Origin of the sequence: Thermobacillus composti KWC4 (assembly GCF_000227705.2) — a bacterium.
Lineage (GTDB): Bacteria > Bacillota > Bacilli > Paenibacillales > Paenibacillaceae > Thermobacillus > Thermobacillus xylanilyticus.
In genome coordinates this window covers 2400730-2427147 of the sequence record NC_019897.1, presented here as the reverse complement: position 1 = coordinate 2427147, position 26418 = coordinate 2400730, and the positions used below count along the sequence as shown (strand labels likewise).

General features: G+C 63.9%; 22 protein-coding genes. 20 read left to right on the top strand and 2 right to left on the bottom strand.

Translation table 11 applies throughout. The features are described 5' to 3' along the window. The first annotated feature begins 81 nt into the window (after nucleotides 1-81). Nucleotides 82-1407, top strand: a complete 1326-nt coding sequence (locus tag THECO_RS11390) for a PhoH family protein (RefSeq protein WP_015255191.1) — start codon at nucleotides 82-84, stop codon at nucleotides 1405-1407. A 97-nt stretch (nucleotides 1408-1504) separates the two neighbouring features. On the opposite strand, the gene THECO_RS11385 is transcribed toward THECO_RS11390, so the two are convergent. After that, nucleotides 1505-2629 (bottom strand): coiled-coil domain-containing protein, encoded by a 1125-nt coding sequence (locus tag THECO_RS11385; protein ID WP_015255190.1) that lies wholly within the window; start codon nucleotides 2627-2629, stop codon nucleotides 1505-1507. 136 nt (nucleotides 2630-2765) lie between these two features. On the opposite strand from THECO_RS11385, the gene THECO_RS11380 reads away from it, so the two are divergent. After that, the gene (locus tag THECO_RS11380; protein WP_015255189.1) at nucleotides 2766-3932 is read left to right on the top strand and encodes an SAM-dependent methyltransferase; all 1167 of its coding nucleotides are present in this window, start codon (nucleotides 2766-2768) and stop codon (nucleotides 3930-3932) included. Between the two features lie 55 nt (nucleotides 3933-3987). On the opposite strand, the gene THECO_RS11375 is transcribed toward THECO_RS11380, so the two are convergent. After that, nucleotides 3988-4224: a DUF2626 domain-containing protein gene (locus THECO_RS11375; protein ID WP_015255188.1), complete on the bottom strand. Its 237-nt coding sequence runs from the start codon at nucleotides 4222-4224 to the stop codon at nucleotides 3988-3990. A 271-nt stretch (nucleotides 4225-4495) separates the two neighbouring features. Between THECO_RS11375 and THECO_RS11370 the strand changes: the two genes are divergently transcribed. From THECO_RS11370 to murA, 18 genes are all read left to right on the top strand, one after another. Continuing rightward, entirely contained in the window at nucleotides 4496-5131 is a 636-nt protein-coding gene (locus THECO_RS11370; RefSeq protein ID WP_015255187.1) for an RsfA family transcriptional regulator, read from the top strand. Between the two features lie 82 nt (nucleotides 5132-5213). Further along, nucleotides 5214-6233, top strand: a complete 1020-nt coding sequence (locus THECO_RS11365) for a ketopantoate reductase family protein (protein WP_052835888.1) — start codon at nucleotides 5214-5216, stop codon at nucleotides 6231-6233. Next, nucleotides 6209-6604, top strand: a complete 396-nt coding sequence (locus tag THECO_RS11360) for a DUF3397 domain-containing protein (RefSeq protein ID WP_015255185.1) — start codon at nucleotides 6209-6211, stop codon at nucleotides 6602-6604. Before THECO_RS11365 ends, THECO_RS11360 begins: the two co-directional genes overlap by 25 nt. Nucleotides 6605-6772: 168 nt before the next feature. Continuing rightward, nucleotides 6773-8440: a bacillithiol biosynthesis cysteine-adding enzyme BshC gene (gene bshC / locus THECO_RS11355; RefSeq protein WP_015255184.1), complete on the top strand. Its 1668-nt coding sequence runs from the start codon at nucleotides 6773-6775 to the stop codon at nucleotides 8438-8440. A gap of 52 nt (nucleotides 8441-8492) precedes the next feature. Continuing rightward, on the top strand, nucleotides 8493-9755 hold the full coding sequence (locus THECO_RS11350) for an adenosylhomocysteinase (RefSeq protein WP_015255183.1): 1263 nt from the start codon (nucleotides 8493-8495) through the stop codon (nucleotides 9753-9755). A 379-nt stretch (nucleotides 9756-10134) separates the two neighbouring features. Next, complete coding sequence (mraZ, locus tag THECO_RS11345) at nucleotides 10135-10572, top strand: division/cell wall cluster transcriptional repressor MraZ (protein ID WP_015255182.1); 438 nt, start codon at nucleotides 10135-10137, stop codon at nucleotides 10570-10572. 41 nt (nucleotides 10573-10613) lie between these two features. After that, on the top strand, nucleotides 10614-11576 hold the full coding sequence (rsmH, locus tag THECO_RS11340; RefSeq protein WP_015255181.1) for a 16S rRNA (cytosine(1402)-N(4))-methyltransferase RsmH: 963 nt from the start codon (nucleotides 10614-10616) through the stop codon (nucleotides 11574-11576). A 41-nt stretch (nucleotides 11577-11617) separates the two neighbouring features. Beyond that, complete coding sequence (gene ftsL2 / locus THECO_RS11335) at nucleotides 11618-12022, top strand: cell division protein FtsL (protein WP_015255180.1); 405 nt, start codon at nucleotides 11618-11620, stop codon at nucleotides 12020-12022. A gap of 9 nt (nucleotides 12023-12031) precedes the next feature. Next, complete coding sequence (locus tag THECO_RS11330; protein WP_015255179.1) at nucleotides 12032-14284, top strand: PASTA domain-containing penicillin-binding protein; 2253 nt, start codon at nucleotides 12032-12034, stop codon at nucleotides 14282-14284. Nucleotides 14285-14392: 108 nt separating this feature from the next. Beyond that, the gene (locus tag THECO_RS11325) at nucleotides 14393-16324 is read left to right on the top strand and encodes a stage V sporulation protein D (protein WP_015255178.1); all 1932 of its coding nucleotides are present in this window, start codon (nucleotides 14393-14395) and stop codon (nucleotides 16322-16324) included. Nucleotides 16325-16384: 60 nt separating this feature from the next. Beyond that, the gene (locus THECO_RS11320) at nucleotides 16385-17869 is read left to right on the top strand and encodes a UDP-N-acetylmuramoyl-L-alanyl-D-glutamate--2,6-diaminopimelate ligase (RefSeq protein WP_015255177.1); all 1485 of its coding nucleotides are present in this window, start codon (nucleotides 16385-16387) and stop codon (nucleotides 17867-17869) included. Further along, complete coding sequence (locus THECO_RS11315; protein ID WP_015255176.1) at nucleotides 17866-19278, top strand: UDP-N-acetylmuramoyl-tripeptide--D-alanyl-D-alanine ligase; 1413 nt, start codon at nucleotides 17866-17868, stop codon at nucleotides 19276-19278. The genes THECO_RS11320 and THECO_RS11315 overlap by 4 nt, the downstream gene beginning before the upstream one ends. Before the next feature lie 13 nt (nucleotides 19279-19291). Next, on the top strand, nucleotides 19292-20254 hold the full coding sequence (gene mraY, locus THECO_RS11310; RefSeq protein WP_015255175.1) for a phospho-N-acetylmuramoyl-pentapeptide-transferase: 963 nt from the start codon (nucleotides 19292-19294) through the stop codon (nucleotides 20252-20254). 40 nt (nucleotides 20255-20294) lie between these two features. Then, nucleotides 20295-21716, top strand: coding sequence for a UDP-N-acetylmuramoyl-L-alanine--D-glutamate ligase (gene murD, locus THECO_RS11305; protein WP_015255174.1), 1422 nt, complete (start codon nucleotides 20295-20297; stop codon nucleotides 21714-21716). Between the two features lie 44 nt (nucleotides 21717-21760). After that, a complete protein-coding gene (gene spoVE / locus THECO_RS11300; protein WP_015255173.1) occupies nucleotides 21761-22858 on the top strand; it encodes a stage V sporulation protein E in 1098 nt (365 codons plus the stop codon). 7 nt (nucleotides 22859-22865) lie between these two features. Then, nucleotides 22866-23984, top strand: coding sequence for an undecaprenyldiphospho-muramoylpentapeptide beta-N-acetylglucosaminyltransferase (gene murG, locus THECO_RS11295; RefSeq protein WP_015255172.1), 1119 nt, complete (start codon nucleotides 22866-22868; stop codon nucleotides 23982-23984). Nucleotides 23985-24136: 152 nt separating this feature from the next. Beyond that, nucleotides 24137-25042, top strand: a complete 906-nt coding sequence (gene murB, locus THECO_RS11290) for a UDP-N-acetylmuramate dehydrogenase (RefSeq protein WP_015255171.1) — start codon at nucleotides 24137-24139, stop codon at nucleotides 25040-25042. Nucleotides 25043-25057: 15 nt separating this feature from the next. Beyond that, nucleotides 25058-26341, top strand: a complete 1284-nt coding sequence (murA, locus tag THECO_RS11285) for a UDP-N-acetylglucosamine 1-carboxyvinyltransferase (protein WP_015255170.1) — start codon at nucleotides 25058-25060, stop codon at nucleotides 26339-26341. Nucleotides 26342-26418 lie beyond the last annotated feature (77 nt).

Genomic DNA, 26418 nt, shown 5'->3' with positions numbered 1-26418 from the left:
GCGATCTGTCCTTAGCGTTGCCCCGATGTTCCGCTGATATGTATTTTCACGCTGCCATACCGACGCCGGGAGGTATCCGCGATGAAGAAAATCTACGTGCTCGACACCAATGTGCTGCTCCATGATCCGCAGGCACCGCTGAAATTCGAGGACAATGTGGTCGTTATTCCCGCCGTCGTGCTGGAAGAGATCGACGCGAAGAAACGGCTGCAGGACGAAATCGGCCGCAATGCCCGGCAAGTCTCGCGCATGCTCGACGGACTCAGGGAACGGGGACGGCTGCATGAAGGCATTCCGCTCGATCAGGGCGGCGTGCTCAAGGTCGAACTCAATCACCGCAGCTTCATCCGGCTGAAAGCCCGGTTCGGCGAGATGACCAGCGACAACCGGATGCTCGCCGTGGCGCTGAATTATCATCTGGAGGAACAGGAGAGCGATTCTCCCCGTCCGGTCATCGTCGTCAGCAAGGACGTGCTTGTCCGGGTGAAAGCGGATGTGCTCGGCCTGCCGGCGCAGGATTACCTGTCGGACCGGACCGTGTCGCCCGACGCGTTCTATACCGGGTATTCGCAGGTGTATGTCCATCCGGGGGTCATCGACGCGTTCTACACGGACCGCTCGCTTGCCGTATCCGAGCTCGGGAAGACCGTCTATCCGAATGAATTCGTCATTCTGCGAGACGAGACGGGCACGTCGAAATCGGCGCTCGTCAAGGTGTCGACCGACGGGACGCGGCTTGAGCCGCTGCGGCTCGCCGGCGATCCGGTCTGGGGCATCACCGCCCGCAACGCGCAGCAGCGGATGGCGCTGGAACTTCTGCTCAGCGACGACATTCCGCTCGTCACGCTGACCGGCCGGGCCGGCACGGGCAAGACGCTGCTGGCGCTGGCCGCGGCGCTGCACAAGGTCGAGGACGAGCGGCGGTACAAGAAGCTGCTGATCGCACGCCCGATCGTGCCGATGGGGAAGGACATCGGCTATCTGCCGGGAGAGAAGGACGAAAAGCTTCGTCCGTGGATGCAGCCGATCTATGACAATCTCGAGTATCTGTTCGATGCGAAGAAGTCGGGCGATCTTGACAAAATCCTGATGGGGCTGGGGAGCATACAGGTCGAGGCGCTGACCTACATCCGCGGCAGGTCGATTCCGGGGCAGTACATCATCATCGACGAGGCGCAGAACCTGTCCCGGCACGAGGTGAAAACGATCGTCACCCGCGTCGGCGAAGGGAGCAAGATCGTGCTGATCGGCGATCCGGAACAGATCGACCATCCGTACCTCGATTCGGTAAGCAACGGGCTGACGCTGATCGTGGAAAAGTTCAAATCGGAGTCCATCAGCGGCCATGTGACGCTGGAGAAAGGGGAGCGCTCGAAGCTGGCGCAGCTCGCGGCCGAGCGTCTGTGATCCCCGCCGCGGAGAATGACGCGCCCCGCCGCGGGCTGACCGCCCTGCAGCGGGGCACGGATGCGCGGCGGCTGCATGCCGCCCGGCCGGCGGGTTGTCATTCCGCATCGCCGCTCTGCCGGCGGCGGAGCCCGATGCGCAGCTCGACGGTGAGCACGCCGTCGTCGGCGTCGACGGCGGTGGCTCGGACCAGTGGCACGAGCAGCTGCGGATAGAAGCCGAGGTCGAACCGCCGCTCCAGTTCGCGGATCGTCGTGTCGGGCAGGGCGAAGCCGTTGAACACGATCTTCTCGGTATGGAACCGGACGACATGCTCGGGTTCGTCTTCGATGGTGTAGCTGCCGGCGATTTCCACTTCGAGATCTTCGCGCCGGCCGTATGCCGACACAACGCCGTCTTCGAAACGGAAGGCGAAAGATTCAAACAGCGGATTCTGTTCCCGGAGGAACGCGTTCAGGTCGTCTTCCGGCAGACGCACGGTGTAGGTGAAGCCCGACTGTTTCACAAGGTCTTTCCGCTCGGCGAGCCATCCGGGAAGGCTCTCCATCGCGTCCGCCAGCGCCCGGAAATGGCGCTCGACTTCGGGCAGGCCGGTATTCTCCCACCAGGCGAGCCATTCGGCGATGAGCAGCCGGAGCCGTTCGCTGTCTCCGCTGGAATTGATGATGCCGTCCACTTCGGCACGGAGGCGGATCACCCGTTCGCGCTGCAGGCGCAGATCCCGCTCGATCTCTTCCAGCCGCTTCTCCTCCGCGATCAGCCGCTCGCGCTCATCCAGCCAGTCTTCCCGTTGCTTGCGATAGGTTTCGAGCGTAAACTTGTCATGGGACAACATTTCGTCGAGATAATCGAGCATGGCGAGCAGATCCGACAGGCTGTCGGACGAGAAGATGGCCTGAATCAGCACATCCCGCTCGCCCATGTACCAGGACCTCAGCACGTCGCCGACGCGTTCCCGGCGCAGGTCGAGTTCGGCCTCCAGTCCGGCGATGCTGTCGTTCAGCGCCTGGATCTTCCCGGCCGTCTCCTTGCGCTGGCCGGCGATCCGCTCGATCTCCTTGTCGAGCTCGGCGATGTTCAGGCTTTTCTCGAGCAGCTCGCGGACTTCCTCATCGCTCATGGCACTTTCGTCCTCGGCGAGCGCCGGCCCGGGAGCCGCTGCCCAGATGATCATAACGGCTGCCAGCAAGGCGGCGAGCCGATTTCTGCGCGGACGATGCAAGCGCTGGTCCTCCTCTCGCAGCCGGATAACACCATACGTATGCCGGACTTGTTCCCATTATAATCGGAAGGTGCGGTTTTGTCCTTCATCCGGTTTTTCCGGGAAGGAGGACGCCGTCCGGGAAAGGATGCGAACCATGACGGAACGGGATGAAACGCAAATGACGGAACTGACCGGACTTCTGATCCGGCGCATCCGGGAAGACGGGCGGACGGGATATGTCACGGATGCGGACGGGAAGCGCCGCAGCCTGCCGGCCATTCCGTTCCGTGACTACATGGCCGTCTGCCTGTATGACGAGAAGCACGGCTATTACGCCGCTGGCCCGAACCGGGTCGGCCGTGAGGGCGATTTCTACACGAGCGCCGACATCGGCGGCATTATGTCCGCCGTCCTGGCGCGTTTCGCGAGCGGGACGTTTGCGGGAAGCGGCCGGCCTCCGGTCGTCTTCGAATGGGGAGCCGGAACCGGGCGCCTCGGCATTCGGCTGCTTGAGGAATGGCGGAATATCGAGCCGGACCGGGCGGCTTCCGTCCGGTACGTGATGGCGGACAGCCACGCCGGCCATCGGGAGGCGGCCCGCCGCGGCGCCGCGGAGGCCGGATTCGCCGCATCGGTCGAAGCGCTTGCGCCGGACGAGGCGGAGGCGCGCCTGGCCGAAGCGGAGGGGCCGCTCATCCTCGCGAACGAGCTGCTCGACGCGTTCCCGTTCCGGCGCATCAAGCGGGAAGGCGGTATGCTCTGGGAGATCGGGGCGGCGTACGACGAGCGGGAAGGGCGGCTGCGCGACGCGCTGATGCCGCTGGACCAGGCGTCGCTGAACAGGCTGGAAGCGGAAGGGCTGATGCCGCTCGAAGGGCAGGAGGCCGAGTGGGGGACGGATGCGCTCGCCTGGCTGGAGCGGATGCTCGGCATCGTGCGGGCAGGCCGGATCGTGCTGATCGATTACGGCGACGTGCAGGAAGAGCTGCTCGCTCCGCACCGCATGAAGGGCACGATGCGCTGCTACCGGCGGCATGTCGTGCACGACAACCCCTACCTGTATCCCGGGGACCAGGATATTACCGCGCACGTCAATTTCACCGCGGTGATGCGAACGGCCGAACAATGCGGATGGCGGACCGCCTGGTACGGCACGCAGATGCGGTTTCTGCTCGAGGGCGGCGTGCTGGAGCTGCTCCGGGAGCACGCCGGGACGGATCCGTTCTCCCCGGAAGCGCGCCGCAACCGGGCGGTGCGCCAGCTCTTGCTCAGCGACGGGATGAGCGAATTGTTCAAGGTGGTCGTGCTCGAGCGGCCGTAAGAAACGAAAAACAGCCCCGCACGCATTGCGAGGCTGTTTTTCGTTCGCCGCCGGATCAGTACGGCATTTCCATCACGAAGACGGAATAGTACGTGAATCCGAGGAAGGCGACGATCATATATCCCCAGAACGTCAATATGTAGCTGCGTTCCGACAGATTCAGGTAACCCAGCAGGATGAAGAACGCGGTCTGGAAGAAGAAGAGCAGCGCCATCTCGATCAAGCCGCCCGCGAAAGCCAGCAGCCCGATCGCAAGCGTCAACACGCCGAGCACCCGGAACATGCGTGCCATATCAATATCCCCCTCTCGTTGCCACGGATCCCATAACCTATCGTCCATTATAGCGCCGCTTGCCGCCGGAGTAAACCGGGAACCTTGACGATTCGGCGAACTTTTCGTCCGCCACGCGCCGGTCCCCGTTAGCATGCCCTTCGGAACGCGGCTTCATGTATGCGCCCCGGGGATAATGGCAATACATTTGAGTATGCGATAGATTCTATGAACTCTACCAAGGGCATAGAGATAAAACAAGCGACTTATTTTGTTGGGAGGTTGTGGGTTTATGGCGGCAGTCAGACAAGACGCATGGACACCGGAGGACGATCTCATTTTGGCCGAAGTGACGCTTCGCCATATTCGGGAAGGAAGCACGCAGCTTGCGGCATTTGAGGAAGTGGGGGAGCGGATCGGGAGGACGAGCGCGGCTTGCGGGTTCCGCTGGAACAGCTGCGTGCGCAAACGCTATGAGGAAGCGATTCAGCTCGCCAAGCAGCAGCGGCAGAAGCGGAACCAGATGAAGAAGGCCGGCTCCGGGCAGCAGCTGCCGCCTCAGGGCGACCAGAGCGAACAGGCCGGGCGGATCGCGGCGGGCGTCGAGGAACCGCTGTCATTCGATGCGATCATCCGGCATTTGCGGGGCTGGCGCAACGCCTATCAGGACGCGGTGCGCCAGATCAAGTCGTTCGAGAAAGAGTTGAAGGAGCGGGATGAGGAAATCCAGGAACTCCGCGCCAAAAACGAACAGCTGATCCGCGACATCACGAATACCAAGAGCGAATACCGCGCCGTAAACGACGACTACAGGACGCTGATCCAGATCATGGACCGGGCGCGGCGGCTGGCGGTGCTGGAGGAAGGGGAAGAAGGGAAGCCAAGGTTCAAGATGGACGCGAACGGCAATCTCGAGCGCATCGAATAAGCAGGCGCCCGCGGGCGCATCCCGAGGCATGACGGCGACCGGGCCGGGACATGCCTTTTATCGTTTTCGGGAGGATGATACAATGATCCCGAAAACGATGGGAGGGATTGGCATGCTGGTCGAGATCGCGGGCGGCGGCGCCATCGGTCTGGCCTGGGCGGTGCGGCTGGCCGCCGCCGGCGTCGGGACGCGGCTGTGGACGCGGACGCGGGAGCAGGCCGCGCTGATCCGCGAGGGAGGCGCAACGCTGGCCGTTGGCGACGGGATGGTGCGCGCGGCGCCGGATGCGCGTCCGGCCGAACCGGAAGCCGCGGCGGAGGCGGCTGCGGCGGACGCCGGCCGGGAGCGGTGGATCATCGCGGCGATGAAATCGCACCAGCTTACCGGGGAATCCGCCGTCCGCTTCTTGCGGACGCTCGCCGGCGTGGAACGTGCGCCGGTCATCTGCCTGGCCAACGGCATCGGACATATGGAATATCTCGCATCCCGCATGCCGGAGATGCCGCTCCTTCATGCCGTCACGACGGAAGGCGCGCTGCGCGAAGGGCCGGCTGCCGTCCGCCTGACCGGAGAAGGCCGGACCGTGATCGGCATGCATCCCGCGATCGGCAGAAAACGCCAAATTTTGTTGGTTGACACGCTCTCCGCGGCAGGAATTGCGGCGGTCTTGTCGAACAACATCATGGATCATGTGTACGGCAAACTGCTCGTGAATGCGGTCGTCAATCCGCTCACCGCGCTCTTCCGCGTGAAGAACGGAGAGCTGCCCGGGGATCCCGTCCGGCGCAGGCTCATGAGGGCGCTCTTTCACGAGACGCTCGCGGTGCTCAAGGCAGCCGGCATGCGGACGGACGGCGGAGAATGGGACAGGCTGCTCGACGTCATCCGGCGGACGGCGGACAACCGGTCTTCCATGCTTGTGGACGTCGAGGCGGGCAGGCCGACGGAAATTGACGCAATCAACGGCGGGGTCGCCCGGCTGGCCCGAAAAGCCGGCATCGCTGCGCCGCTCAATGAGGCGGTGGCAGCCCTGGTCGGTGCGATCGGTCCGAATGAGCCGGGGGGAGGCTTGGAGCCATGGGAGCATTATGGGAAGTCGTGAAGCAGGCTTACGGCTATTTGTCCGTTCTACCGTTTATTCCGTTCGCTGCCGTCTATATCGGCACGTACCTTTATTCAAGGGACCGGAAGCAGTCGATTCAGCTTGCCATTGACGTGACGATGGTATTTCTGATCGGCAGCGTCTCCGGGCTGTTCAATCAACTGTTCGGCGGTTCGTTCGGATTTTACGGCATTCTGCTGGTCATGCTGATCGGCGCCGGACTGCTCGGCAACCTGCAGCACCGGACCAAGGGCAGGTTTGACCCGGTCCGCATCGTCCGGGTCGTCTGGCGGGTCGGCTTCTTCGTCCTGGCCGTCCTGTATATCATCTTTCTGATTGTCGGTCTCATTCGATCGATTGTTCAAGTATGAAGCCTCCGGATAAACGGAGGTTTTTTTGATGCGGCCCCGTCTTCCCGGACAGCCGTTTTCCTGATACAGTGTGGATGGGTTATAATTTTGACGGTTGTTGCGCGCGTTGGTACAATCAGATGTAAATATTCACAAGCGGAGTGAGCGCGAGGAGGAACGGACGCATCCATGCACGTTCACTGTTTGACGAATTCGATCAGTTCGCCCGTCAGCGAAGCCTATGTTCGGGGAACTGATCCGGAGCTCGCCGCCTTGTTCGGCGGTCATGCCGGCGATCCGGAGGCTTGGCGCCGGAGGGCGGAGCGGCTCGAGAGGCATCGTCACGACCGCGCCGACGCGACGCGGGTCGCGGAGGCGCTTGCGGCATACAACAGGCGCATCGGCGCTTCAGGCAGGGCGCTGGCGAACATCGACCGGCTGGCGGCCGGGGCGCTGGCCGTCGTCGGCGGTCAGCAGGCCGGGCTGTTCACGGGGCCTGTCCTGGTCATTTACAAGGCGCTGTCCATCATTCATGCGGCGCGATGGGCGGAAGAGAAGACGGGACGCCCGGTGGTGCCCGTGTTCTGGATTGCCGGCGAGGACCACGACTGGCAGGAGGCGAATCACGCCTACATCGTATCGCACGAGACGGGACTTGTGCGGATTGCGGTTGAACGGGAAGAACACCCGCGGACTTCGGTCAGCCGGACGAAGCTCGGCCGCGAGCGGATCGAGGGCGCGATCCGGTCGCTGGCCGCGTCGCTTCCCGATTCCGAGTTCAAGCCCGCGCTTCTCGACCGGATCGAAGCGTCGGCCGCGCGAGCGGAGACGCTGTCCGACTGGTTCGGCGCGCTGATGGCGGACCTGTTCGCCGAAGACGGTCTCATTCTGATGGATGCGGACGATCCGGCGATCCGGGCCGTCGAGGCGCCGATGTTCCGGCGGATGGTCGCCGAGAACGACGGGCTCGCATCGGCGTTCGCTTCGGCGGAGGAGAAGCTCAAGCGGCTCGGCTATGCCGTGCAGGCGGAGCTGCAGCCGGGCGGCGCGAACCTGTTCCTGTTCCGCGACGAGCGGTTCGGCGGCATCGGACCGGGCGCCCCGGCGGGCGAGCGGGTCATGCTTTACCGGGACGGCGGGAACTTCATCGACAAGCGGCGCACCTTTGCGCTTGGCCGCGGCGAGCTGGAGAGGCTCGCGCTGGAAGCACCGTATCTGTTCAGCAACAACGTGCTGACGCGGCCGCTGATGCAGGATTACGTGCTGCCGGTGCTGGCGACGGTGCTCGGACAGGGCGAGATCGCGTATTGGGCGCAGGTCGGCGATGCGTTCCGCGCATTCGGGATGGAGATGCCGATTATCGTCCCGCGGATGTCGTTCACGGTGACGGACGGCGCGATCCGCAAGCGGATGGAGATGTTCGGGCTGACGATGGACGATGTAAGCGAGCGGCTGGAGGAACGGAAGCGGGCCTGGCTCGCGGCGCACGACAGCCTGCCGGTGGAGCGGCTGTTCGCGGAGGCGGCGCGGCGGTTTGACGCCCTGTACGACCCGCTGATCGCGGAACTTGCCGCCGCTGACAGCGGCCTCGGTCCGCTCGGGCAGAAGAACAAGGAGAAAATCCGCGAACAGATCCGCTGGCTCGAGCAGAAGGCGCTGGAATCGCGCAACCGGCGGTACGAAGCCGACATCCGGCGGTTCGACCGCATCGGCGATTGGCTGGCGCCGGGCGGCCGGCAGCAGGAGCGGGTGCTCAATATGGCGGCGATGTGGAACGCCTGGGGCGGCGGCTGGCTGGAAGCGCTGCGTGCGGTGCCGTTTCATCCGCTCGGGGGCCATTATCGCATTGATTTGTGAGCCATAACTACAAGGGGCCGGCAGAATCGGCGCCGTGAAGGAGGTTGCCCCGTTGGGCGTTGTGGAGAGAAGCGTCATTACCGACATCCGGCTTGCGCCGGAAGGACATCTGAAGATCGACTGGGCGGCGGCGCATATGCCGGTGTTGAACCGCATCCGGGAGCGATTCGAGCGGGAGAAGCCGTTCGCCGGACTCAAGGTCGCGATCTCGCTCCACCTGGAGGCGAAGACGGCCTATCTCGCGAAAGTGATTGCCGCCGGCGGCGCGGAAGTGGCGATCACGGGCAGCAACCCGCTGTCGACGCAGGATGATGTCTGCGCCGCGCTGGTGGAAGACGGCATTGCGGTTTTTGCGAAATACAACCCGGGGCCGGAAGAGTATAAAGAACTGCTCGTCAAGACGCTTGAGACGAAGCCGGACCTCATCATCGACGACGGCGGCGATCTCGTCGCCATCCTGCACGCCGAGCGGCAAGATTTGCTTGCGAACGTGCGCGGCGGCGCGGAGGAGACGACGACGGGCATCCTGCGCCTGAAGGCGATGGAGCGGGACGGCGCCCTCCGGTTCCCGATGGTGGCCGTCAACGACGCCTATTGCAAATATCTGTTCGACAACCGGTACGGCACGGGTCAGTCCGTGTTCGACGGCATCAACCGGACGACGAACCTCGTCGTTGCGGGCAAGACGGTCGTCGTATCCGGATACGGCTGGTGCGGCAAAGGCGTCGCGATGCGGGCGAAAGGGCTCGGCGCAAATGTCGTCGTCACCGAGGTCGACGCCATTCGCGCGGTCGAAGCCTATATGGACGGTTTCGCCGTGATGCCGATGCTGGAGGCGGCGAAAATCGGCGATATTTTCATTACCGTGACGGGGAACCGCGACGTCATCCGCGGCGAGCACTACGCCGTGATGAAAGACGGCGCTCTGCTTGCGAACGCCGGTCATTTCGATGTCGAAGTGAACAAGCCGGATCTTGAGGAGCTGTCCGTGAGCAAGCGCACGGTGCGCAAGAATATCGAGGAATTCCGGCTCAAGGACGGCCGCCGGCTGTACCTGCTGGCGGAAGGACGGCTCGTCAATCTGGCGGCGGGCGACGGCCATCCGGCCGAGATCATGGACATGACGTTCGCCCTGCAGGCGATGGCGTTGAAGTATGTGAACGAGGCGCACGAGTCAATCGGCCGCCGCGTCGTGAACGTGCCGTACGAAATCGACGAGCAGGTGGCAAGGCTGAAACTCGAATCGCTGGGCGCGGCGATCGACCGGCTCAGCGACGATCAGAAACGGTATCTGGAAAGCTGGCAGGAGCATTGAAAATCCTGCACAGCGCGATCGGTCGGGACATGGTTCCCGGCCGTTTTTTGCTTGGTCGGAACGCGGTCCCGCGGTGTGGAGCAGGACGGCCGGATTTCGGCCGAAATGGACAAAACAGACGAAAACATTTCGCTTATATTTCTGAAATCAGTCAAAATCGCAGAAAATCCGGAGATGATCCGCCGCGTCCCAGCCCGGAGCAACCGCAGTTTCCCTGAAAGACGGCACCGGCCGCCCCGGTTTTCTTAACCTCATAAAATATTAATTTCGAAAATGGCTAACGGCAGCAGGAATCTGCTGTCAGGTGGCGAATAGAACATGCTAAGTGGTGGAAAGTGGGGCATAGTGGGAGACTTGGGGGAAGGAGTGGAGCGGCCGAATGTTCATGGGTGAATACCAACATTCCATAGACGACAAGGGCCGTCTCACGATTCCTTCCAAGTTCCGCGAACATCTCGGCGTGAAATTCATCGTCACCCGCGGCCTCGACAACTGCCTGTTCGTCTATCCGTCCGCCGAGTGGAGCGTGCTCGAGCAGAAGCTCAAGTCGCTGCCGCTCATGAAGTCGGATGCCCGCGCGTTCGCCCGGTTCTTTTTCTCCGGGGCGGTCGAATGCGAGCTGGACAGACAGGGCAGGGTAAATCTGCCGAATCATCTGATCGACTACGCCAAGCTCGAGAAGGAATGCGTCGTGATCGGCGTATCCAACCGCGTGGAAATCTGGAGCAAGGCGGCATGGGAAGGCTACTATCGGCAGTCTGAAGAGGCGTTCAACGAAATCGCCGAGAAACTGGTCGACTTCGACTTCAATCTGTAGCCAGCCGGATTCGGACGAACATGCCCCGGGAGGAAAGACCTTTGTTTCATCATGTGACGGTGCTGCTTGAAGAAGCCGTGAACGGCCTCAAGGTGAAGCCGGACGGCATATACGTCGATTGCACGCTCGGCGGAGCCGGCCACAGCGAGTTGATCGCTTCGCGGCTCGGCGAAGGAGGCCGCCTGATCGCCTTCGACCAGGATGAGTCGGCGATCGAACATGCACGCGGGCGGCTCGCGCCATACATGGACCGTGTCACGCTGATCCGGAGCAATTTCCGCCACCTCGAGGAAAAGCTCCTGGAAACCGGTGTCCCGACACACGAAGGCGTGCCGCAGGTGGACGGCATCCTGTTCGACCTCGGCGTCTCCAGCCCGCAGCTGGATGAAGCCGAGCGGGGGTTCGGCTATCGGCACGACGCGCCGCTCGACATGCGGATGGATCGCGCGTCCGGCCTGACGGCGGCGGACATCGTCAACGGATGGGACGAGCGGGAAATCGCGGACATCCTCGACCGCTACGGCGAGGAGCGGTTCGCCCGGAGAATCGCGAAGGCGATCGTCGAAGCCCGCAAGCGGCGCCCGATCGCCACGACCGGCGAACTGGCCGAGCTTGTGAAGGAGGCGATCCCCGCGGCGGCGCGGCGGACGGGCGGCCATCCGGCGCGGCGTTCATTCCAGGCGCTCCGGATCGCGGTGAACGACGAGCTGGGCGCAGAGGAAGACGCGCTTCATCAGGCGGTCGCCTGCCTGAAACCAGGCGGACGGGTCGCGGTCATCACGTTTCACTCGCTGGAAGACCGAATCTGCAAGCAGATTTTTGCGAAATATGTCCAGTCCTGCACCTGCCCGCCGGATTTTCCGATGTGCGTCTGCGGCGCGAGCAGCACCCTGCGGCTGGTCAACCGGAAACCGATCGAACCCGGAGCGGAAGAAATCGCGGCGAATCCGCGGGCGCGTTCGGCGAAGCTGCGGATCGCGGAGAAGCTGCCGCCCGGACCGTGATATACGTGAATTGCGATCTGAACAAGCAAGGGGGATTGACAATGGCCTACATGCACGGCAACCTGGCCATGAAGCCGAACAAGCGGCCGGAACATAACGCTTCCGCCCAGGAAAGGCGGAAGACGGTCATCCGGCGCAAGCCGCTGCCCGTCCAGGAGAAGCTGCTGTATCTGTTCACCGTTGTCGTCTGCGTCATTACGGCCAGCGTCATCATTTTTCGATATGCGGAAATTTATCGCATGAATCTTGAAATCCGCGAACTGACGCAGCGTTACGAGCAATTGAATGTGCAGATCAAAGAACTGGAGCGGAAAGTGGAGACGCTCAGCGACCCGAACGAGATTACGGAGAAAGCGCTCGAGCTCGGCATGGTCTATCCGGAGTTCGATGACGTCATTTCGTTGCAAGTCAGCGGCGAATCGGCGCGCACGGCGATGAAAGATTAGGGTGATCACGTGATCAGGCGCATCAAGCTGAGATCCCTGGCGATCGGGGGGGTTATGACCCTCCTGTTTGTCGTTCTCGTCATCCGTATTTATGTCGTCCAGGTCGTACATGCCGAGTTCTGGCTTGCAAAAGCGAAGGAGACGTGGTCGGCATCCGAGAAGATCCCGGCGGTGCGCGGCAAGATTACCGACCGGGACGGCAATGTGCTCGCCATGGATGTCGCCGGCTATACCGTGGCGGTCAGCCCGGAGGTGCTGAACAAGCTCGGCATTGTCGACGAAGTCGTGGACAAGCTGCATGAGCTGCTCGGCAAGCCGAGGGACGAACTGTACGAAATTGCGACGAAGCGCAACGCGGAAGGCAAGTTCTACCGCCAGCGCGAAGTGCGCAATGAAGGCTGGAAGATCGACAAGGAACTGGCCGACCAGATCTCGGCTTACCGCGAAGAGCTGAGGAACAGGATCGGGGAGAAAGAAGTCGGCATCTACCTGCTCGAAGAGCAGAAACGCTTCTATCCGAAAAATTCGCTGGCCGCGCATGTGATCGGCTATGTGAACAAGGCCGGCGAAGCGATGAACGGCATCGAGCTGTCGCTGGACGAGCTGCTGCGCGGCAAGGACGGCCGCATCAAGTACGAGCGCGACGGCAACCGCGTGCAGATTCAGAACGGGCATGTTGAAATCGATCCGGTCGTGCACGGCAAGAACGTGCAGCTGACGATTGATGCGGACATCCAGTATTACCTGGAGAAAGCGATCAAGGATACCTACGACAAGTATCAACCGAAGAGCATCACAGCGATCGCGGCGGATCCGAAAACGATGAAAATTCTCGGCATGGCGTCGCTGCCGTCCTACAATCCGAACGAGTATTGGGAGACGAAACCGGGCGCCGATTTCGACTACGCGATCAAGGGATTGTACGAACCGGGCTCGACGTTCAAGATCGTGACGCTGGCTGCGGCGGTCGAGGAAGGCGTATTCGATCCGAACGAAACCTACATGTCCGGCAGCATCCGGGTCGCCGACCAGACGATCCGCGACCACAAGCGCGAGGGCTGGGGCGAAATCACGATGCTGGAGGGGCTCAAAAAGTCCAGCAACGTCGCGTTCGTCAAACTCGGCTACGAGAAAATGGAAACCTCCACGCTGAAACGGTACATCGACGCGTTCGGCTTCGGCCAGCCGACGGGCATTCCGCTCAAGGGAGAACTGTCCGGCATGGTTGCGCCGCGCTACGCAACGGAATGGGCGACGCTCACCTTCGGCCAGGGACGGGTGCAGGTGACGCCGCTCCAGCAGGTGGCGGCGGTTGCGGCCATCGCGAACGGCGGCGTGCTGATGCAGCCGCAGCTCGTGGAGAAGATCGAGGATCCGTCGGACGGCAAGGTGCAGCGTGTCGAACCGAAGGCGGTGCGCCGGGTCATCTCCGAAGAGACGGCGCGGAAAGTCGGCGAATATCTCGAACAGGTCGTCGCCGACGGAACGGGGCAGAACGCGTTCATCGAAGGCTACCGCGTCGCGGGCAAGACCGGCACGGCGCAGAAAGTCGTGAACGGGCAATACGAAGAAGGCAAGTACATCGTCTCCTTCATCGGGTATGCGCCGGTCGAAGACCCGAAGATCGTCGTCTACGTCGTCGTCGACGAACCGAACGACCCGTATGCGGGCGGCGGCTCGGTGGCGGCCCCGGTGTTCAAGGAAATTACGCTGCAAAGCCTGCGCCATCTGGGCATCGGTCCGTCGAACGCGGTGAAGGCGCTGAACACGGGCACGCGCAATGAGAAGGTGATTGCGGTCCCCGACGTGACAGAGCTCGCCGTATCGCAAGCCCGCGAGGAGCTGCGGGCACGCTCGCTCAATCTCGAAGTGGTGGGCGAGGGGACGACGGTGCTCCAGCAAATTCCGCAGCCGGGCACGAACATGTCGCTGTCGCAGCGGATCTATCTCATCACGGAGGAGCGGAGCAAGCTGCAGGTGCCCGACCTGACCGGGCTGCCGCTCCGCGACGCGCTCGAGATCTGTTCGCTGCTCGAGCTGAGCTGCCGCATCGAAGGCGAAGGTTTCGTTACCGCGCAGTCGCTGTCGGAAGAAGCCGGCGGACGGGTGCTGAGCCTGAAGCTCGAGCCGCCGGGAACGCCGGCCGTGCTTCCCGACGGCGCCGCCTCGGACGGAGACGAAGCGGAGGAAGACGGATCAACCGGAGAGGAAGGCGCATCGTCCGAAGCGGACGGCGAGCGGCAAGGCGAAACGGAGGATTAAGGCGACGGCGGAGGGGGATGAGGCCTGTTCTACTCGCGGACTCGTCCGAATAGGCTGTGAGAGAAGCGGTCCCACGCTTCGAATTCCGCCCGTTCGGAGGAGATCGGCATGCGCAACCGGATATCGGGCCTCACGGTCAGGCGGCGGCTGTTCCAGATTCTGCTCGGCGGAATCGCCCTGTTCCTGGCGCTCATCATCCGGCTCGGATACGTACAGCTCTGGGAAGGCGGGGAACTGGCCGCCCGCGCGGAAGAATCTTGGCGGCGGAACATTCCCGTCACGGCAAAGCGCGGCGAGATATTGGACCGAAACGGCGTCCGGCTCGCCTACAACATCAGTTCGCCGACGGTCATGGCCATTCCGGCGCAGATCGAAAATCCCGGTGAGACGGCCGAACGGCTGGCGCTCGCCCTGGACATGAAGAAGGAAGACGTCTACCGGCTCGTGACGAAGCGCGAGCTGATCGTCCGCATCCAGCCGGGAGGACGGAAAATTTCGGCGGAGAAGGCGGCGGAAATCCGCGACATGAACCTGCCGGGCATCGTTGTCGCCGAGGACAACAAGCGGTATTATCCATACGGCAGTCTTGCGGCGCATGTGCTCGGCTTCACCGGCATCGACAACCAGGGTTTGACCGGCGTCGAACTGTCGTATGACAAAATGCTGAGCGGCATTTCCGGCAGCGTATCCTTCCTGTCGGATGCGGGAGGCCGCAGAATGCCGGGGTCTTCTGATACGTACAACGAGCCGAAGGACGGACTCCATCTGCAGCTTACCATCGACTACATGATCCAGACGATCATCGAGCGCGAACTGGACGACGCGATGGTCCGGCTCCAGCCGAACGCCGCGCTTGCGATCGCGATGAATCCGAACACGGGCGAAATTCTCGGCATGGCGAGCCGGCCGACGTACGAGCCGGACCGATACCGGGAAGTGCCGTCCGAAGTGTATAACCGGAACCTGCCGATCTGGATGACCTACGAGCCCGGCTCCACGTTCAAGATCATCACGCTGGCCGCGGCGCTCGAGGAAGGGAAGGTCGATCTGCTGGGCGAGCGGTTCCACGACCCGGGCGCGATCGAGGTCGGCGGCGCGCGGCTCCGCTGCTGGAAAAAAGGCGGCCACGGCAGCCAGACGTTCCTCGAAGTGGTGGAAAATTCGTGCAACCCCGGCTTTGTGACGCTCGGACAGCGGCTGGGCAAAGACGTGCTGTTCCAATACATCCGCAACTTCGGCTTCGGCACGAAAACCGGCATCGATCTGAGGGGCGAAGAGAACGGCATCCTGTTCAAGCCGGAACGCGTCGGTCCGGTCGAGCTGGCGACGACGTCGTTCGGACAGGGGGTGTCGGTGACGCCGATCCAGCAGGTCGCGGCGATCTCGGCGGCGATCAACGGCGGCACGCTGTACCGGCCGCATGTCGCGAAGGCGCTCATCCGCCCCGATACCGGCGAAGTCGTGCAACAATTCGAGCCGGAGGCGGTGCGGCGGGTCATCTCGCCGGGGACGTCGGACAAGATCAGGGAAGCGCTCGAAAGCGTCGTGGCGCGGGGAACGGGCCGCAACGCCTTCATCGACGGCTACCGCGTCGGCGGCAAGACGGGCACGGCGCAGAAAGTGGTGAACGGCCGGTATTCGCCGACCGAGCACATCGTCTCGTTCATCGGCTTCGCGCCGGCGGACGATCCGCAGATCGTCGTCTATGTCGCCGTCGACAACCCGCGCGGCATCCAGTTCGGCGGCCTCGTCTCCGCGCCGATCGTGCGGAACATTCTCGCCGATGCGCTGCCGGAGCTGGGTGTGAAGCCGCGCAAAGAGCAATTGGAAAAGAAATTGAACTACGGCGACACGCCGATCGTCACCGTACCGAATCTGGTCGGCAAGACGGTGTCCGATCTGTATGAAGATCTGAACATGAACTTCAACCTGGCCGCCTCCGGTTCCGGCTCTGTGGTTATCCGGCAGGCGCCGGCGGCGGGCGAACGGGTGGAGCGGGGATCGACGATCCGCATCTACCTGGGCAAGGACGATGCCTAGATTCGGCCAGGCCTGTCTATAATGGAAAATATCAGGCTTGCTTGCAAGGAGGTACGGCGCATGCTGCTCAGCGAACTTGCGGGGCTGCTCGTCACGGCAAAACTGGAAGGCGGCGATCTTCGCCCCGGAGGGCTGTGCACCGATTCCCGCAAGGTGAAGCCGGGCGATCTGTTCTTCTGCCTGCCCGGCCATACGGTGGACGGCCACGACTATGCGGCGGCAGCCGTGGAGCGCGGCGCCGCGGCGCTCGTCGTCGAGCGCCGGCTGCCTCTGGACGTGCCGCAGATTGTGGTGAAGGACAGCCGGCTGGCGATGGCGGTCATGTCCGACCGGTTCTACGGTTCCCCGAGCGCGCGGGTGAAGCTGATCGGCGTCACCGGCACGAACGGCAAGACGACGACGACACATCTCATCGAGAGCATTCTGCAGGAAGCGGGAAGAACATGCGGTGTCATCGGCACGATCGAAGCGCGCTTCGGCGGCCGCTCCCTTCCGATGTCCGGCACGACGCCTGACGCGCTCGAGCTGCAGCGGCTGCTCGCCGGAATGGCGGCCGAGGGCACGGCCTACTGCGCGATGGAAGTGTCGTCACACGCGCTTGAGCAGGGCCGGGTCAAAGGCGCAAAATTCCGCACGGCGGTTTTCACCAATTTGACCCAGGATCATCTTGATTACCACGGTACGATGGAGCGATACGCCGCGGCGAAGGAGCTGCTGTTCGCCCGGCTCGGCAATGTCTATCCGGCGCAGCCGGACGAGCGGGCATACGCCGTGCTGAACGCCGACGATCCGGCGTCCGCCGCCTTCGCGCGGGCGACGGCGGCGGAGACGATCACCTACGGCATCGACCGTCCGGCCGACGTCCGCGCGGAAGACATCCGCATTACGGCCAGGGGTACGTCGTTCAAGGCGGTCACGTTCCGCGGCGAGGCGGACATCGCGCTGCGTCTCGTCGGCAAGTTCAACGTGTACAACGCGCTGGCGGCGATTGCCGCGGCGCTCGTCGAGGACGTGTCGCTCGAGGACGTGAAAGAAGGGCTGGAGCGGGTGCAGGGCGTGCCGGGCAGGGTCGAGGCGGTCGACGCCGGGCAGCCGTTCGCGGTCATCGTCGATTACGCCCATACGCCGGACGGGCTCGAGAACGTGCTCAAGGCGGTGAAGGAGATCGCGGAGCGCCGGCTCATTCTCGTCTTCGGCTGCGGCGGCGACCGCGACCGCGGCAAGCGGCCGATCATGGGCCGCATCGGCGCCCGCTACGCCGACCATGTCATCCTGACGTCCGACAACCCGCGCACCGAGAATCCCGAGACGATCCTGGACGACATCGAGGCGGGGCTGCGGGAGGACGGCGTACCCGCGGAGCGCTACGAGCGGATCGCGGACCGGCGCGCGGCGATTGAAAAAGCGGTTGAAATGGCAAGCCCCGGAGATGTAGTATTGATTGCGGGCAAAGGTCATGAAACTTATCAGATTATCGGGGATCGCAAGATCGATTTCGACGACCGGCTCGTCGCCGGCGAAGCGATAAGGAGAAGACGGCCGTGATCAGACGAACGACGGTGCAGCTGGCCGCCATGTGCGGCGCGGAGATGAACGAAGCCGCGGCGCGGCGCGCGGACGCCGTGATCTGCGGCGTGGCGACGGATTCCCGGCGCCCCGCGGAGGGGCGGCTGTTCATTCCGCTCAGCGGCGAACGGTTCGACGCGCATGACTATGTGGGGGACGCGTTCGCCGGCGGCGCGGCAGCCTCGCTCTGGCAGGCCGGCCGCCCTGTGCCGGAAGCGCTGGCCGGCCGTCCGCTGCTGCTGGTGGACGACACGCTGGCCGCGCTGCAGCGGCTGGCCGCCGCCTACCGCGGCCAGTTGCCCGCAACGGTCATCGGCATCACAGGCAGCAACGGCAAAACGTCGACGAAGGACATGACGGCGTCCGTCCTTGCCCGGCGGCTGCGCGTCCACAAGACGGAAGGCAATCTGAACAATCATATCGGACTGCCGCTTTCAATTCTCGCGATGGACGAGAATACGGAGGCGGCCGTGCTCGAGATGGGGATGAGCGGCTTCGGCGAGATCGAGCGGCTCACCCGCATCGCCCGGCCCGATGTCGCCGTCATCACGAATATCGGCGACGCCCACCTGCTGCAGCTCGGCTCGCGGGAGGGCATCGCGAAGGCGAAGCTCGAGATTGCCGCCGGACTGAAAGAAGGCGGCGTCCTGCTCATTAACGGAGACGAGCCGCTCCTCCGGGAAGGCGCGAAGCGGGCGGAGGGATACGGCAAGTGGCGCCTCGAGACGTTCGCGCTCGGCCGAGAGGACGGCTGGTCGGCGAAGCTGCTCGCTGCCACGGCGAAGGAATCGGCATTCACGATCCGGCCGCCCGAAGGTCCCGAGTGGCCTGGCGAGTTCCGGGTGCCGGTCCCGGGGCGCCACAACGTGGCGAACGCGCTGGCTGCCGCCGCCGTCGGCGCGCTGCTCGGCCTGGATCCGGAAAGCATCCGGCAGGGCCTCGGCGCGGTCAAGCTGTCGGCCATGCGGCTCGAGACGACGCATGCCGCGAACGGCGCGGTCGTGCTGAACGACACCTACAACGCCAGTCCGGCTTCCGTGAAGGCGATGATCGCGTTCGTCGGCGAGCTGACGGGCTACCGGCGCAAATGGCTCGTCCTCGGCGACATGCTGGAACTCGGACCGGACGAGAACCGGCTGCACTATGAGACCGGCGCGGCCGCAAACCCCGATCGGATCCACGCGGTGCTGGCCGTGGGCGAACGGTCGAAGCACACGGTCCGCGGCGCGGCGGAGCGGCTCGGGCCGGAGCGGGCGATCCATTTCGCGGACAAGGACGCCCTCGTCCGTCGGCTGCTCGCCGAACTTGCGCCGGACGATCTCGTTCTGGTCAAGGGATCGCGCGGCATGCGGATGGAAGAAGTCGTGCACGCGCTCGTCCGGGGTTAGGAGGAGACCTTTTTTGGATATACCTGTACTGTTGCTCCCGCTCGGCGTATCCTTCCTGCTCGCCGTGCTCCTGGGGCCGCTGGCCATCCCGCTGCTCAAGCGGCTCAAGTTCGGCCAGCAGGTGCGGTCCGACGGGCCGCAGACCCATCTGAAGAAGTCGGGCACGCCGACGATGGGCGGCATCATCATTTTGTTTGCCGCCGCCGTTTCTTTTCTTCGATACGCCGAATATACGGCGGAATTCTGGGTGCTGCTGATTGCAATGCTCGGGTTCGGCCTTGTCGGTTTTCTGGACGACTATATCAAGATCGCCCTGAAGCGTTCGCTCGGCCTGACCGCGCGGCAGAAGCTGCTGGGCCAGCTGCTGTTCGGGATCATCATCTGCATCATCCTGTACCGCGCCGGGCACGACACGTCGATCGCGCTGCCGGGGACGGATCTGAGCCTGGATCTGCACCTCTTCTATTATCCGTTCATCATTCTGATGTTCATGGCGGTCGGCAACGCCGTCAACTTCACGGACGGCGTCGACGGCCTGTTGTCCGGGACAAGCGCGATCGCGTTCGCCGCGTTCGCGATCGTGGCGCTCCGGGCCGCCGAGCCGGAAGCGGCCGTCTTCTCCGCCGCGATGATCGGCGCGGTGCTCGGGTTTCTCGTCTACAACGCCCATCCCGCGAAAGTGTTCATGGGCGATTCCGGCTCCCTCGGCATCGGCGGAGGACTCGCGGCCGTCGCGATCCTGACGAAAACCGAGCTGCTGTTCATTGTCATCGGCGGCATTTTCGTCATTGAAATGCTGTCCGTCGTGCTGCAGGTGGCTTCGTTCAAACTGCGCGGCAAACGGATTTTCCGCATGAGTCCGATTCATCACCATTTTGAAGTGGGCGGCTGGTCGGAATGGAAGGTCGTCACCATGTTCTGGGCGGCCGGATTTCTGTTCGCCGCCGCCGGCCTGATGCTGAACGGCGCGGTGTAGCCGTCCGGCGTCACGGTTCGACATCCAAAGGAGTGGCAGCATGCAACATCCCTCGACTTACCGGAACCGCCGGGTCGTCGTGCTCGGTCTGGCGCGGAGCGGCGTCAGCGTCGCCAAAGTGTTCCACGCGCTGGGCGCGGAGACGATCGCGAGCGATGTCAAACCGCCTGAACAGTGTCCCGAAGCGGCCGAACTGACCGCTTTGGGCATTTCCGTTCTCTGCGGCGGTCATCCGGAGGGGCTCGTGACGCCGGACACCGCCCTGGTGGTGAAAAATCCGGGCATTCCCTACTCGTCCCCGCCCGTGCGCGAAGCGCTTGAGCTGGGCATTGAAATCGTCACGGAAGTGGAAGTCGCCTGGTGGCTGACCGACGCGCCGATCATCGGCATTACGGGATCGAACGGCAAAACGACGACAACGACGCTGATCGGGAAGCTCCTCGAAGCGGCGGGGCGAAAGACGATCGTCGCGGGCAACATCGGCCGGCCGCTCACCGACGCGGCGCGGGAAGCGGGGGCCGACAGCTGGCTCGTCGCCGAACTGAGCAGCTTCCAGCTGAAAGGAACGTCCGCCTTCCGGCCGCGCATCAGCGTGCTGACCAACGTGGCGGAGACGCATCTTGACTACCATGGCGGCATGGACGATTATACGGCCTCGAAGGCGAAGCTGTTCGCCAACCAGACGGAGGAGGACATTGCGGTCGTCAATTGGGACGACCCGGAATGCCGGCGTCTGGCCGAAGGCATCCGGGCGCGGATCGTGCCGTTTGCCATCCGGCAGCGGCTCGAGGAAGGCGTCTTCGTCGATCCGCCTTATCCCCCGTCGCCGGAAGACGACGGTGCATCCCGGACGATCGTCCGGCGGACCGGCGGCGTCAGCACCGCCATCATCGCCGTGGACGAGCTGGGCATTCCGGGGCGCCACAACGCCGCCAATGCGGCCGCGGCGGCGGCGGCGGCGCTGGCCGCCGGCGTGCCCGCTGAAGCGCTCGCGGCACCGCTGCGCGCCTTCCGCGGCGTCGAGCACCGGCTCGAATTCGTGCGGGAGAAGGCGGGCATCCGCTTCTACAACAGCTCGAAGGATACGAATCCGACCGCCACGACGATGGCGATCCGCTCGGTGAAGGGGCCGGTTGTGCTGCTGGCCGGCGGACTGGACCGCGGATCGGACTACGCGGAACTGGTGCCGGTGCTGCGCGAGAAAGTGAAGGCGCTCGTCGCCATCGGCGAGACGCGGCGGAAGCTCGCGGAGGCGGCGGAAGCGGCTGGCATCCGGCATATCCGCGTCGTCGAGCCCGAAGCTAGCCCGGAAGCGACGCTCGAGCGGGCGGTGCGGGAGGCGGACGCGCTCGCCGAACCGGGGGACACCGTCCTGCTGTCGCCCGCCTGCGCCAGCTGGGACATGTTCAAGTCGTATGAAGAGCGGGGGCGTATTTTTAAGAAAGCGGCGCATATCTTGTAACGAAGGGGGCTGTCCCCCAATCTGATTGCAAGAGGTGTCGCATCATGCCGAAAGCCCGAACCGCCCCGGACATGTGGATGATCGGAGCCGTCCTGCTCATAATGGCCGCCGGCCTGGTCATGGTGTACAGTTCCAGCGCCGTGCTCGCGCTGCGCGAATACGGAGATGCTTTTTATTATTTGAAGCGGCAGCTGCTCTTCGCCGCGCTCGGAATCGGCATGATGATCTTCATGGCGGGTACCGACTACCGGGTATGGAAGAAATACGCCCTGGCGGTCCTCGTCGTCTGTTTCGCGCTGCTCGTCATCGTGCTCATTCCCGGCGTCGGCGTCGTGCGCGGCGGCGCGCGGAGCTGGCTCGGCATCGGCTCGTTCGGCATTCAGCCGTCCGAATTCATGAAGCTGGCCATGATCATCTTCATGGCGAAGTATCTCTCGGACCGGCAGAAGGAGATCGCCGTCTTTACGCGCGGACTGTTGCCGCCGCTTGCGATCATGGGCTGCGCGTTCGGCCTGATCATGCTGCAGCCGGATCTCGGCAGCGGCGCGGTCATGGTCGGCGCGACGATGTTGATCATCTATGCGGCAGGCGCCCGGCTGCTTCATCTCGGCGCATTGGCCGGGATCGGCGCGGCCGGCCTCGTCGGCCTCATCATCGCCGAACCGTACCGGATGAAGCGGATCACCGGTTTTCTCGACCCGTGGCAGGATCCGCTCGGCTCCGGCTATCAGATCATCCAGTCGCTGTACGCAATCGGCCCCGGCGGCCTGATCGGGCTCGGGCTCGGCGAGAGCCGCCAGAAATACAGCTACCTGCCGGAGCCGCAGACCGACTTCATTTTCTCCATCTGGGCGGAAGAACTGGGCTTCATCGGCGGGACGGCCCTCATCCTGCTGTTTCTCGTCCTGATCTGGCGCGGCCTGCGCACCGCGATCACCGCGCCGGATACGTTCGGCAGCCTGCTTGCCGTCGGCATCACCGGCATTATCGCCGTGCAGGTGTTCATCAACATCGGCGTCGTCATCGGCCTGCTGCCGGTCACGGGCATTACGCTGCCCCTCGTCAGCTACGGCGGCTCGTCGCTGACGCTGCTGCTGACGGCGCTCGGCATCCTGTTGAACATATCCCGATATTCGAGGTGAACGCGCAATGCGAGTTGTACTGACCGGCGGCGGCACGGGAGGCCATATTTACCCGGCCGCATCGATCGGCCGCCAGCTGAAGCGGGAAGATCCGGATACGGAACTGCTCTACATCGGTTCTTCCACCGGGCTGGAAAGCCGGATCGTGCCGAAGCTCGGCATTCCGTTCGAGACGATCGAGATCAGCGGGTTCAAAAGGAAACTGTCGCTCGACAACGTGCGCACGGTCATCCGCTTTCTGCGCGCCGTCCGCCGGTCGAGGGCGCTGCTCCGCGGCTTTCGTCCCGATGTCGTCGTCGGCACCGGCGGCTACGTGTGCGGACCGGTCGTCTACGCGGCCGCCCGGCTCGGCATTCCGACGCTCATCCACGAGCAGAACGTCGACCCGGGTATGGCGAACGCATTCCTGAGCCGCTATGCGGATACGATTGCGGTCAGCTTCCCGGAATCGAAAGCGCGGTTCCGCCGGGGGCGGCGGATCGTCCATACCGGCAACCCTTGCGCGACGAACGTGCTGCACGCGGACAAGGCGAAGGGGTACGCCTCGCTCGGCATCCCCGAAGGAAGCCGCATCGTCCTGGTCGTCGGCGGCAGCCGCGGGGCCAGGGCGCTCAATGAAGTCATTCCCGACATCGCCGGCGCCGTCGGCCGGCTGGACGGCGTCTGGCTGGTCGCCGTCACCGGGGACGTCCATTACGAACAGACGAAGGAGCGGCTGAACCGGCTGCCGGCGGAACTGTCCCGCCGGCTCCGCGTCGTGCCGTATCTCGACAATATGCCGGAAGTGCTCGCGGCGTCATCGCTCATCATCAGCCGCGCCGGCGCTTCCATGATCGCCGAAATCACCGCGCTCGGCGTGCCGTCGATTCTGGTGCCGTCGCCCAACGTGACGCACAACCACCAGGAAGCGAACGCGCGGAGCCTGGCGGATGCCGGGGCGGCGGTCATGATTCTCGAACGCGAACTTGCCGGTCAGAAACTGGCCGGAACGATCGCCCGCATCATGGGGGACGAGGCGGTCCGGCGCGCGATGTCGGAAGCCGCGAAGTCGCTTGCGATGCCGGATTCCGCGGAGCGGATCACGGCAGAACTCCGTACGCTTGCCGCCCCGAAACGCGGCTGTTGACGGCGCGTCTGGGCGATTGTCACACTCGACATGTGCCGGGCATAGACTGTCACATGATCGTGACCGCCGACTCCGCGGCAGCCGCGGCGCAAGGCCGCCGGGCGCCGGCTGCCCTACATGTCCATTCCGGCTGAGAGGAAGGAGGATCGTCCATGCAGCAGTTGATTGACGAATTGAAGCGCGCCGACATCGGCGAACTGCTGCCGAACGAACCGCTGGCCAAGTACACCACCTGGAAAATCGGCGGCCCCGCCGATCTGCTGATCATACCGAGAGGCAAGCGGGAGCTGGCTGCCGCCGTCGCGCTGCTTCACCGGCACGGCGTGCCGTGGACGAACCTCGGCCGCGGCTCCAACATGCTGGTTCTGGACAAGGGCATTCGCGGCGTTGTCATCAAGCCCGGACCCGGTCTCGATTACGCGCGGTTCGACGGGCATACGGTCATCGCAGGCGCGGCCTTCTCGTTCATCAAACTGTCCGTGCTCGCCGGCAAGCACGGACTGACCGGCCTGGAATTTGCGGGGGGAATTCCGGGATCGGTCGGCGGCGCCGTCTATATGAACGCCGGCGCCCACGGATCGGACGTGTCACGCATCTTCAAGTCGGCCGAGATTGTCACGGAAAACGGTGAAATTGTGCGTTTCGACCGCGAGGCGATGCAATTCGGCTACCGGCACTCCATTCTGCACGACATGCCGGGCATTGTCGCCGAGGCGACGTTCGAGCTTGCGCCCGGCGACCGGAAGGAAATCGCGGCGGCAATGGCGTCCTACAAGGACCGCAGGCAGCGGACGCAGCCGCTGCAGGCGCCGACCGCCGGTTCGGTCTTCCGCAACCCGCCCGGCGACTACGCGGCCCGGCTGATCGAAGCGGCCGGGCTCAAGGGCTGGCGGTCGGGGGGCGCGGCCATATCGGATGTGCATGCCAATTTCATCGTGAATACGGGGCAGGCGAAGGCCGAAGACGTCCTCACCCTCATGGAGCATATCCAGCGGACCGTCAAGGCGCGTTTCGGCGTCGAGCTGGTCCCCGAGGTATTGGTGGTGGGTGAGCGGTAAATCGGAGGTGTAGCTTTGGACACATTGGTGATTGAAGGCGGCAGGCCGCTCTCCGGTACTATCGCCATCCAGGGCGCGAAGAACGCCGCGCTGCCGATACTGGCGGCCGGCATGCTGGTGGAAGGCACGGTCATTGTCGATCAGGTGCCGAACCTGCTCGACATCGACGTGATGCTGGACATCCTTCGCTCGCTCGGATGCCGCGCGGAGCAGATCGGCCAGTCCGTTGTGCTCGACACGACCTCCGCGAATTCCGCGCACATTCCGGAATCGCTCATGAGACAAATGCGTTCGTCCATCTTTCTGATGGGGCCGCTGCTGGCAAGATTCGGGGAAGTGGAAGTGTACCAGCCCGGCGGCTGCGCGATCGGTGAACGGAAGATCGATCTTCATCTGCTCGGCCTGCGAATGCTCGGCGCCGAGATCCGCGAGGACGGCAACCGGATCGTCTGCCGCGCGAGCAGGCTGACCGGCACCGACATCCATCTCGATTTTCCGAGCGTGGGCGCGACCGAGAACCTGATGATGGCGGCCGTTCTGGCGGACGGTGTGACGACGATCACGAACGCGGCGCGCGAGCCGGAGATCGAGGATCTGCAAAACTTCCTGAACAGCATGGGGGCGCGCGTCACGGGCGCCGGCACGGGCACGATCAGAATAGAGGGCGTGAAGCGGCTTGTGCCTTGCCGCTACCGGATCATCCCGGACCGGATCGTCACCGGGACGCTGATGGTCGCCGCTGCGGCAACGCGCGGACAGGTGACACTGACGGGTGCGAATCCTTCCCACCTGACTTCGCTCATCCATGTGCTGCGCCGGGCCGGTGTTCAAGTGACCGTGGACGATGATATAATTAAGGTCGGGGGCGTTATCCGCCCGAAGGCGGTGGAACGGATCGTGACGAGTCCGTATCCGGCCTTCCCGACCGATCTGCAGGCGCAGATCATGGTGCTGCTCGCGCTGGCCGACGGCGTCAGCGTCGTGAAAGAGATGATCTTTGAAGGCCGTTTCAAACATGTCGACGAACTGGTGCGCATGGGCGCCGATATCCGCGTCGACCTGAACTCGGCGATCATCCGCGGCGTGCCGCGGCTATACGGGACAACGGTCGAAGCGACCGACCTGAGGGCCGGCGCGGCGCTCGTCATCGCCGGTCTGGCCGCGCAGGGCAAGACGGTCATCGAACAAGTCTATCATATCGATCGAGGTTACGAGCGGATCGAAGCGATGTTCGCGAGTCTCGGCGCACGGATCATGCGGTACGCCGCGGTGCCGAACAACCGCGTGATTCCCGGATGAAGGACCGCCGCCCGGCTTTCCCCGCTGGGAATGCCGGGTTTCATTTGTGGCGGCGTCGGACAAGCTTGCGATTCCCT

Bases quoted from the DNA above. Each gene is read 5' to 3' on its own strand.
- THECO_RS11390 (WP_015255191.1), top strand. From the start codon at position 82: ATGAAGAAAATCTACGTGCTCGACACCAATGTGCTGCTCCATGATCCG.
- THECO_RS11325 (WP_015255178.1), top strand. From the start codon at position 14,393: ATGCGCAACCGGATATCGGGCCTCACGGTCAGGCGGCGGCTGTTCCAG.
- ftsL2 (WP_015255180.1), top strand. From the start codon at position 11,618: ATGGCCTACATGCACGGCAACCTGGCCATGAAGCCGAACAAGCGGCCG.
- mraZ (WP_015255182.1), top strand. From the start codon at position 10,135: ATGTTCATGGGTGAATACCAACATTCCATAGACGACAAGGGCCGTCTC.
- THECO_RS11380 (WP_015255189.1), top strand. From the start codon at position 2,766: ATGACGGAACGGGATGAAACGCAAATGACGGAACTGACCGGACTTCTG.
- murB (WP_015255171.1), top strand. From the start codon at position 24,137: ATGCAGCAGTTGATTGACGAATTGAAGCGCGCCGACATCGGCGAACTG.
- murD (WP_015255174.1), top strand. From the start codon at position 20,295: ATGCAACATCCCTCGACTTACCGGAACCGCCGGGTCGTCGTGCTCGGT.
- THECO_RS11365 (WP_052835888.1), top strand. From the start codon at position 5,214: ATGATCCCGAAAACGATGGGAGGGATTGGCATGCTGGTCGAGATCGCG.
- THECO_RS11320 (WP_015255177.1), top strand. From the start codon at position 16,385: ATGCTGCTCAGCGAACTTGCGGGGCTGCTCGTCACGGCAAAACTGGAA.
- THECO_RS11360 (WP_015255185.1), top strand. From the start codon at position 6,209: ATGGGAGCATTATGGGAAGTCGTGAAGCAGGCTTACGGCTATTTGTCC.
- murG (WP_015255172.1), top strand. From the start codon at position 22,866: ATGCGAGTTGTACTGACCGGCGGCGGCACGGGAGGCCATATTTACCCG.
- bshC (WP_015255184.1), top strand. From the start codon at position 6,773: ATGCACGTTCACTGTTTGACGAATTCGATCAGTTCGCCCGTCAGCGAA.
- THECO_RS11375 (WP_015255188.1), bottom strand. From the start codon at position 4,224: ATGGCACGCATGTTCCGGGTGCTCGGCGTGTTGACGCTTGCGATCGGG.
- spoVE (WP_015255173.1), top strand. From the start codon at position 21,761: ATGCCGAAAGCCCGAACCGCCCCGGACATGTGGATGATCGGAGCCGTC.
- THECO_RS11370 (WP_015255187.1), top strand. From the start codon at position 4,496: ATGGCGGCAGTCAGACAAGACGCATGGACACCGGAGGACGATCTCATT.